This is a genomic window from Mycobacterium sp. (genome assembly GCF_050701675.1).
Taxonomy (GTDB): domain Bacteria; phylum Actinomycetota; class Actinomycetes; order Mycobacteriales; family Mycobacteriaceae; genus Mycobacterium.
In genome coordinates, this window is sequence record NZ_JBOGDD010000472.1 from 1 (window position 1) to 8180 (window position 8180).

6 protein-coding genes are annotated in these 8180 nt (G+C 65.7%); all 6 read left to right on the forward strand.

The genetic code is table 11. From position 1 onward, the window contains the following. The coding region (locus ACRDUX_RS14110; RefSeq protein WP_526414652.1) for an alpha-ketoacid dehydrogenase subunit alpha/beta at positions 1–2061 on the forward strand (2061 nt) is incomplete at its 5' end. Beyond that, positions 2061–3296 (forward strand): 2-oxo acid dehydrogenase subunit E2, encoded by a 1236-nt coding sequence (locus tag ACRDUX_RS14115; RefSeq protein ID WP_526414653.1) that lies wholly within the window; start codon positions 2061–2063, stop codon positions 3294–3296. The genes ACRDUX_RS14110 and ACRDUX_RS14115, both read left to right, overlap by 1 nt. 269 nt (positions 3297–3565) lie before the next feature. Beyond that, positions 3566–4777: an amino acid ABC transporter substrate-binding protein gene (locus tag ACRDUX_RS14120; RefSeq protein WP_526414654.1), complete on the forward strand. Its 1212-nt coding sequence runs from the start codon at positions 3566–3568 to the stop codon at positions 4775–4777. Positions 4778–4814: 37 nt separating this feature from the next. Continuing rightward, positions 4815–5696 carry a branched-chain amino acid ABC transporter permease gene (locus ACRDUX_RS14125; protein WP_526414655.1) on the forward strand — a complete coding sequence of 294 codons (882 nt, stop codon included), beginning with the start codon at positions 4815–4817 and terminating at the stop codon, positions 5694–5696. Further along, positions 5693–7576, forward strand: a complete 1884-nt coding sequence (locus ACRDUX_RS14130) for a branched-chain amino acid ABC transporter ATP-binding protein/permease (RefSeq protein WP_526414656.1) — start codon at positions 5693–5695, stop codon at positions 7574–7576. The genes ACRDUX_RS14125 and ACRDUX_RS14130 overlap by 4 nt, the downstream gene beginning before the upstream one ends. After that, positions 7573–8180, forward strand: a 608-nt coding sequence (locus ACRDUX_RS14135) for an ABC transporter ATP-binding protein (protein ID WP_526414657.1), incomplete at its 3' end; no start/stop codon positions are given. The genes ACRDUX_RS14130 and ACRDUX_RS14135, both read left to right, overlap by 4 nt.

The window sequence follows — 8180 nt, forward strand, 5'->3', positions numbered from 1 at the left end:
GGCGAGGGCCTGGTGCACGGACCGGCACACTCGAGCATCGGGCAGGAAGGCGGCGCGGTCGGATCCATCGTCGGGCTTCGCTCCACTGATGCCGTCAACGGATCGCATCGCGGACACCACCAGTTCCTCGCCAAGGCGCTGACGCACGTCACGGGCGGCGTGATCGATCCCGCCGCGGCGGTCACCCCCAAGATCCAGCGGGTACTGCAACGGACACTGGCGGAGATCCTTGGGCTGGCGCAGGGCTACTGCCACGGCCGCGGCGGATCGATGCACCTGCAGTGGTTCGAAGCCGGCGCCCTCGGGACCAACGCGATCGTCGGCGGCGGTGTACCGATGGGAGCGGGGAACGCTTGGGCCCAAAAACATAGTGGTACCACCGATCTCACCATCAGCTACTTCGGTGACGGGGCCAGCCAGATCGGCTCCGTACTGGAGACGATGAACCTCGCCGCGGCATGGAAGCTGCCGTTCTGCTTCTTCATCGAGAACAACCTGTACGCCGTGTCCACCCGGGTCGAAGAGATCACCGCCGATCCTCGGCTGTCGGTGCGCGGCCAGGGATTCGGCATTCCCGGCTGGCGCGTCGACGGCATGGACCCGTTGGCGGTCCACCTCGCCACCGAGCAGGCGGCCGAGCGGATGCGTAGCGGCGCGGGGCCCGCGGTCATCGAAGTCGAGGTGTACCGGTTCTTCCACCAGAACGGGCCATACCCGGGCAGCGCGTTCGGATACCGCGACAAGGAAGAAGAAGCGCTCTGGCGCGCGCGCGACCCACTCGACCGGGTCGCTCGCGAGATGGTTGCGCTCGGGCTGATCGACGATGCAGGGGTGGCGTCGGTTCGCCGACAGGCGCAGCACGCGATGACGGCCGCCGTGGCCGAGTTGGTCGAGGCCGACCCCGACCAGGCGGGCAAGCGTCGCATCCGGCCACAGCTGTGGCCCGACCCCGGCTTCGTCGATGTCGGGGTTCGAGGTGACGCGAGCGAGCTCGAATCACTCGACGTTCTGGAACCAACAACGCACGAAGGTCCCTGGCGCTCGGTGAAATTCGTCGACGCAGTGGCCGCCGTGATGGACCGCCGGATGGCTCTTGACGAGCGCATCGTGGTGTTCGGTGAGGACGTCCACCGTCTGGGCGGCGGCACCAACGGCGCCACCAAGGGGCTGGCGAAGTACGGCGAGGACCGGTTGGTGGGAACCCCCATCAGCGAGAACTCCTTCAGCGGTATCGGCGGTGGGCTGGCACTCGACGGACGATTTCGGCCGGTGGTCGAGTTCATGTATCCCGACTTCATGTGGGTCGCCGCCGACCAGGTGTTCAACCAGATCGGCAAGGCACGGCACATGTTCGGTGGTGACAACGCGGTGCCGTACGTGCTGCGCACCAAGGTCGCGATGGGCGCGGGATACGGGTCTCAGCACCTGATGGACCCCGCGGGAATCTTCGCAACCAGCCCGGGCTGGCGGATCGTGGCGCCCTCGACCGCCGCCGACTACGTCGGACTGATGAATGCCGCTCTGGCCCTTAGTGATCCGGTACTCGTCATCGAGCATGTCGACCTCTACGGTGTCGCCGACAAGGTCCCCGAGGGGGATCTCGACTACATCATCCCGCCGGGCCACGCCGCAATCCGGCGGACAGGCTCCGAGGTCACCGTCATCAGTTATCTGTCGATGGTCGCTGACTGTCTGGAGGCAATCGAGTTGACCGACGTCGACGCCGAACTGATCGACCTACGCTGGCTGGACCGCGCGTCAATCGACTGGGACACCATCACCACCAGCGTCCGAAAGACCAACGCGGTCCTGCTCGTCGAACAGGGTGCGCGCGGCAGTTCATACGGTGGCTGGCTGGCCGACGAAATTCAGCGCAGGCTCTTCGACTGGTTGGACCAACCCGTAGAACGAGTGTCCGGTACGGAGGCATCGCCGAGCATCTCCAAGGTGCTCGAACGCGCCGCCATCGCCGGGACCGAGGACGTCGTCGCCGCTCTGGAGAAGATCCGTGTGGGAATGGGGCAACTCGGGGCGAGCGAAGCGACGGGGGCTGTTAACTGATGCCCACGGTGGTGCGGATGCCCGAGGTGCTCGCCAACACCGGTGAGGCCGTCATCCAGGCTTGGCTGGTCTCGGAGGGGCAGGAGATCGCCGTCGGTGACCCGCTCGCCGAGATCGAAACCGAGAAGGCGGTCGTCGAGTACGTCTCCGAAGTGGACGGGATCGTGGGCCGGCTGATCGCCGAACCGGGTTCGACGATTGCGGTGGGCGAGCCCATCGCGGTGGTGTTGGCGCCAGGCGAGACCAACGTAGACGTCGATGCCGCCGCACCCGACGGTGCCGCAGTTTCGGCCATACCGGAGCCCGAGCTCGCCGTCGTTGGCGCCGCCGAACCCGCCGAAGCGACCAACGGGCGGCGCCTGTTCGCCACCCCGTTGGTGCGAAAGCTTGCGCGCGAACGAGGAATCGAGCTCGAGAGCGTGAACGGCACCGGCCCCGGCGGGCGCATCGTGCGGCGCGATCTGGAGCGGCTGCCGGTCGCCGAACCAGCCCCCGTAGAACCCACCCCTACGCCGCAACCAATGCAGAAGCCGGCCGCCGTCGATTCGAACGCGACGGATTACACCGACGTTCCGCTCACCCCGATGCGCAAGGCCATCGCACGACGGCTCACCGAGAGCAAGACGACGGTGCCGCACTTCTACGTCACCGCGGACTGCCGGGTCGACGACCTGCTCGAGTTGCGGCGCAACGTCAACGCGGCCGCCGCCGTGAAGGTGTCGCTCAACGACTTCATCCTCAAGGCCGTGGCCGGTGCTCTGATCGAGGTACCCGACGCCAACGCGATCTGGAACGGCGACTCGATCCGCCGGTACGACGGCGCTGACATCGCGGTGGCCGTGGCCGTGGATGGCGGTCTGCTGACGCCGGTACTGCGCGGCGTGCACACCGCATCGCTATCAACGGTAGCGACCAAGACCGCCGATCTCGCTCAGCGAGCCAGGGACGGGCGGCTCCAACAGCACGAGCTCGAGGGCGGCAGCTTTTCGGTGTCCAACCTTGGGATGTTCGGCGTCAAGGAGTTCTCCGCGATCCTCAACCCGCCCCAGTCCGGCATCCTCGCCGTGGGTGGCGCCGTCCAGCGGCCCGTCGTCGTGGACGGTGAGCTGAAGGTGGGCACGGTCATGACGGTCACGCTGTCGGCTGATCACCGCGTCATCGACGGTGCGGTGGCCGCCACGTGGATGGGGGCCTTCGTCAGGCGCATCGAGAATCCGTTGACCGTGCTGATCTGACCGCGCCGCGCCTGACCCGCACCGAAGCCAACGCCGTTGCAATCGATTGTTACGGGTACGAAACCTCACCGCAGAGCATCGAAAGTCCCCCGCAGCGACGCCGCTTGCCGGGAGTGCTGCCGCGCCGCTTCTTAGCTTGCAGTACGGCCGGATTGTCACCCCGAGATTCGTTGACACTCGACGGTAGGTTGTGACATGGTTCATAGCAATCGATTGCATAACATATTGCTGCAGATCAATCGGCAATCGATCTGACGGAAAGGTTGGACATGCGCAGCACAACTACACTTCGCGCGATCGTAGGTGCCGCCGCAATCGCCCTCGCCGTATCGGGGTGCACTGCGGATACGCCAAACGACGGTGACACCATCAAGATCGGCGCCTCGCTTCCCCTCACGGGTGAGTTCAGCCAGGGCGGCCTCGATACCCAGCACGGGTACGAGACCTGGGTCGAGATGACCAACGAGGCGGGCGGGCTGCTCGGCAAGCCGGTCCAGATCATCGTCCGCGACGACGCAACGACCCAGGACACGGCCGTCAGCAACTACAACAACCTGATCTCCAAGGACAAGGTCAACCTGCTGCTCGGCAGCCAGTCGTCACTGCTGAACATCCCCTCCTCGGCGGTCGCCGAGAAGAACAAAATGCTGTTCGTTTGCCCGTCGTGCGGCTCACCCGACATGTACAACCGGGGCTTCAAGTACATCTTCTTCTCGCAACAGGCCGTTGCCACCGATCAGGCCAAGGTGTTCGCCGAATGGATCGCCAACCTGCCCCCCGACCGGCGGCCGAAGACCGCCGCGTACCCGTCGCTGGATGATCCGTTCGCGGGCCCGGTGGTCGAAGGAGCCGAGAAGATCCTGTCCGCGGCGGGCATCAGGACCGTCTACAAGGACGAATACCCGGCGACGACCAAGAACTTCGACCCCGTCGTCAATGCCATGCGCGATGCCGGCGCCGAAATCGTGGTTCAGGGCGCACAATTCGAAGATGGCGTCAATATGATCAGGTCGATGAACCGTGCCGGTTACAAGCCGTCCATCGTGTACCAGAGCAGCTCACCCACCTACGGACAGCAGTACCTCGAAGGTGTCGGAGAGCAGAACGCCGAGGGCGTGTTCTTCTCGGCGAGCTATAGCTCACTGGCCAAGACCAACCAGAACGCCGAGTTCGTCAAGAAGTTCGAGGAGAAGTTCGGCGGCCTGCCGCCAGAGGATGCCGCCGACGGCTTCGCCGCAGGGCAGGTGCTCGCCGCCGCCGTCACCGCCGTCGGGTCCATCGACGATCAGGCCAAGCTCGCCGACTGGCTGCGCAACAACACCGTTCAAACCATCCTCGGCCCGCTGAGCTGGAACGCCGACGGCAGCCCCAAGGGCGAGTTCCTGGTGGGTCAGTGGCAGGGCGGCGTCTCACAGGTCGTGTTGCCCACCGATGTCGCCACTACCGACAAGATCGTCGGTTGGCAGGGTGGCCCGATCTGACGCCGCGGGACCGACGCAGCGTTAGGAGCGGCAAGTCATGACCTCGTTCATCCAAACTCTCATCCTTGGCCTGCTCGTCGGCGCGCTCTATGCGCTGATGGCTTCGGGACTGACGCTGATCTTCGGGGTCATGCGGGTGATCAACCTCGCCCACGGGGCCTTCGCGGTCTTGGCCGCGTTCCTGACCTTCACGCTGTGGAAGCACCTCGGCCTTGACCCGATCCTGTCGATTCCCATCGTGATGGCGGTGATGTTCGCCGTCGGCTGGCTGGTCTACGTAACGGTGATCCGGCACGTCCGCGGATCCCACGTCAGCATGACGGTGTTGGCCACCTTCGGCATCGCCCTGATGCTGGAGGGGATCATGGGCTTCATCTGGGGCAACACGTCCACGGCAGTTCGGGTGTCCTACACCGACGCCTCGATTGCGTTGGGGCCGTTGTACATACCGCAGGTGATGCTCATCGCCGCTGGCATCGCGGTGCTGATCCTTGGGGGTCTCTACCTGTTGCTCAATCACACCTGGGCGGGTCGCGCCATCCGCGCCGCTTCTGCCAACGAGGGAGGGGCGCTGCTCGTCGGGGTGAGCGTGGCCAGGATCGCCGCAGTCACCTTCGCCATCGGCGTCTCGACGCTTGGCGCAGGCGGGGCGATGCTGAGCACCATCTATCCGTTCCTGCCCGGCTCGCACTACCAATGGATCGCCCGCCTGCTGGCCATCGTCGTGCTGGGCGGACTGGGCAGCCTTCCCGGCGCCATCCTCGGGGCACTCGTCATCGGCGTTGGTGAGATCGCGGCCACCAGCTACCTCGGCGCGGCCTGGCCCGTCGCCGTGCCCTTCCTCGTCATCATCGTCGTGCTGATCGCCCGCCCGCAGGGCATCCTCGGCACCCGGCTTCGAGAGGACGCGGTCGCATGAGCTCCTCAACGAAGACCCTGGCCACCGGACTGCTGAATCCCCGGCTGCAGACGCTGGTGACTCGGGCAGTCGTCGTGGTAGCCGCCGCCGTGATCGTGCTATTCCCGTTGTCGCCCAGCATGTCCGCGCAGAACACGATGATCATGGCGCTGGTGCTGGCCGTCGGCGCCAGCGGTCTCAACGTGATCACCGGCTACACCGGCTACCTGTCGCTGAGCCAGGGCGCCTTCATCGGTATCGGTGCCTACGTCGGTGCAATCCTGGCCACCCGGATCCCCGAGGTTCCGCCACTGCTGTGGGTGCCGGTCGCCGGCGTGTTCGCCGCGGCGATCGCCATGCTGCTGGGTCTGGTGACCTACCGCTCCCGTGGGCCCGCCTTCGTGATCATCACGGTGGCCTTCCTGTTCCTTGCACAGTTCGTCGCCATCGAATGGGTGCCGGTGACCAACGGCACCGCCGGGCTGACCCTGCCGCTGCCGGACTGGCCGGACGCGTGGGGCAACTGGCCCTTCCACCTAACCCTGGTGACACTGCTCGCACTGTCGCTGCTCATGACATGGGGCATCCGGCGCACCAAATTCGGTATGGGGCTCATCGCGATTCGGGAGGACGAGGGCAAGGCAGGCACCATCGGTGTCAACGCTCCCGTGTACAAGCTGCTGGCCTTCGGCGCCAGCGCTCTGTTCGTCGGCATGGCCGGATCGGCCTACGGCTACTACCTGTCCTTCGTCGACCCGATCGGCATGTTCTCGATCGTCACCAGCGCGCTGATCGTGTTGTCGGTCATCCTCGGCGGCCGCGGCACGCTCTTCGGACCGGTGCTCGGCGCGTTCATCATCCAGCCCGTCAACACGTTCGCCAACGACACGTTCGGCGGCGGGAACGCCCGGCTGGTGCTGTTCGGCGGAATGCTGGTGCTGCTGGTGATCCTGCTACCCAAGGGCATCCTGCCCACCGTGGCAGCGTTGTTGGAGAAGGCTAGAACCAAAGGCACCGTTGGCCTTTCCGGGGCCCGGCTGAATCCATTGGACCGTCCCCTCCCGCCGACGGAGGCCAAGCGGCCCGTAACGACCGGGCGCACACTGCTGGAAGTCCGCGGTCTGCACAAGAGCTTCGGCGGCAACCACGCAGTCAACGGCTGCAGCTTCACCGTGCCCGAGGGCTCGATCACCGCGCTCATCGGACCCAACGGGTCGGGCAAGACCACGGTGTTCAACTTGATCTCGGGCATCATGACGTCCGACAGAGGCGAGATCCTACTCAACGGCGAACGCATCGACCGTCTTTCGCCGTGGTCGAGGGCCCACCGCGGGGTTGGCCGAACCTTTCAGATCACCCGGCTCTTCCGGGAGATGACGGTGCTGGAGAACGTCGTCGCCCCGTTGCGCAACTTCTCGGTGCGCCAACTGGGACTTGGCGCGGTGAGCGGCTCGGAGGCCACGCGCGCGGCCGATCTGCTCGAGTTCGTCGGGATGTCGGCCTACCGCGATGCCCTTGCCGGATCGCTGTCCTACGGCCAGCAGAAGCTGGTGGAGCTGGCGCAAGTGCTCATGCTTGATCCGAAGCTGATCCTGCTCGACGAGCCCGCGGGCGGTATCAACCCGACGCTGATCGAGCGGATGGGCGATCTGATCCGTGATCTCAACTCCAAGGGCACGACCTTCCTGCTCGTCGAGCACAACATGCCGTTCGTGGTGGGGCTATGCGACCCCATCCGGGTGCTGGCGCGCGGCGCGGTGATCGCCAACGGCACGCCCGAGCAGATCCAGAAGGACCCGCTCGTCCTCGACGCCTACCTCGGCGACGACTACCTGCTCGAAGCGCCATCGAGATCTCAACTGTCGTCGAATTCCCCTGCGGTGGAAAGGAATCCGGCATGATTCGGCTCGAGGGAGTGGTCGCCGGCTACGGCGGCGGCAACGTCTTGCAGGGTGTCGACCTCGAGGTCGGGGCAGGCGAGCTCGGCTGCATCGTCGGACCCAATGGCGCGGGAAAGTCCACCGTGCTGCGCGCGGTCAGCGGTCTGCTCAAACCGAGCTCTGGCCGCATCCTGCTCGACGGTGAGGACATCACCGGCCGATCGCCTGACGCGGTGCTGCGTTGCGGTGTCACCCAGGTGCCGCAGAGCAACGGACTGTTTCCGACGCTGAGCGTTCGCGAGAACATCCTGATGGGCGCCTACGTCATTCGCAGGCAGCGCGCCCTGGTGCGCAAGCGCTACGACGAAGTCCTCGACATGTTCCCGCTGGTGCGGGACAAGACCCGGATCCGCTGCGGCAACCTGTCCGGCGGCCAGCGCCGCATGGTCGAGTTCGCCCGTTCGCTGATGCTGGACCCCAAGCTGGTGCTGCTCGACGAGCCGTCCTTGGGCCTGGACCCGAAGTCACTCACCGTGATCGACGAGGCGGTCGCCATCATGCGCGGTAGCGGCAAGGCTGTGCTCATGGTCGAGCAGAACGTTCGCTTCGGATTGCGCATGGCCAC